This is a genomic window from Vibrio sp. YT-17, from assembly GCF_033337375.1.
Taxonomy (GTDB): Bacteria; Pseudomonadota; Gammaproteobacteria; order Enterobacterales; family Vibrionaceae; genus Vibrio; species Vibrio alginolyticus.
Genome location: NZ_JAWOQP010000159.1, coordinates 1 through 1,152, shown reverse-complemented (window position 1 = coordinate 1,152; position 1,152 = coordinate 1). Strand labels below are relative to the sequence as shown.

Below are 1,152 nucleotides of genomic sequence, written 5' to 3'. Positions count from 1 at the left end.
AGCTGGTCGGCCATTTTTATCCGACACAAAACTCAACACACCATGTACCGCTTGCTCACGGCATGCTTGAATACACTGACCACAACTAATGCAGCGGTTAGCATCAAATTCAATGAACTCAGAACTGCGGTCTACTTCGTATTTATGACGAAGATCTTTCGCACGTAAATCGAGCCAATCTTGATGACTAATCACGCTAGCAGAGGAAACGTCCACGGAAACATCGAAATGTTGCTCGGCATGATATTCCGTTGAATAATCTCGCAAGGCACAGTCGGTATTCGCTTGGCAACCACACTCTAAGCAGCGCGCCGCTTCTTTCATGGCCTCTTCGTTATCAAAGCCCAGTTCCACTTCAGCAAAACTCTGCTCACGCTGCGCTGGGGTCAACTCTGGCATGATTGAACGAGCAACTTTTTGGATGTTTTCAAAATGAAGTGGGTCTACCTGCGCCAGTTTTTTCTCTTTACGAGAGTTGAACGCAGGTTTCGGCATATCCGCCATATCGCCATTGAGAAACAGATCAATCGCTTTTGCCGCAACTCGCCCATCTCCCACAGCTTCAACCGCTGTCGCAGGACCACGACGAAAATCACCGATACTGAAGATATTGCCCGTACCCGTGTGCATGGTTTGCGAGTCGGACTCAGATGTGTTCCAACGTGTTAGTGGAATAGACAAATCATCGTTTTCTAAGAAGCTGAGATCCGGCTTTTGCGATACCGCTGCAATCACGGTATCAAATGCTTCAGTAAAGAACTCACCCGTTGGTTTCGGGCTACGACGACCAGACGAATCTGGCTCACCTAACGCCATTCGCTCTAATCGAATTGCCTTCACGCGGCCGTTTTCATCCGCGATGTTTTCCGCCGGATTCGTTAAGAAATGGAACTTCACGCCCTCATGTTCAGCTTCGACGATTTCGTAGTCTTCGGCTGGCATTTCGTCGCGAGTTCGACGATAGATCAAAGTGGTATCGGCACCCGCACGACGCGCCGTACGCGCACAGTCGATCGCAGTGTTACCACCACCAATCACGGCAACTTTTTTGCCCGTAACGTAGTTTTGTTCTGTAACGTAATCTTTCAGGTAATCAACACCGAGATAACAACCGTCCAAGTCGCTACCAGAATAATTCATTTCTACCGCTTG

General features: G+C 48.7%; 1 protein-coding gene. It reads right to left on the bottom strand.

Translation table 11 applies throughout. The features are described 5' to 3' along the window. Positions 1–1,152 (bottom strand): FAD-dependent oxidoreductase (locus R7F67_RS24640; RefSeq protein ID WP_318057514.1); only part of this gene is annotated, 1,152 nt, incomplete at both ends.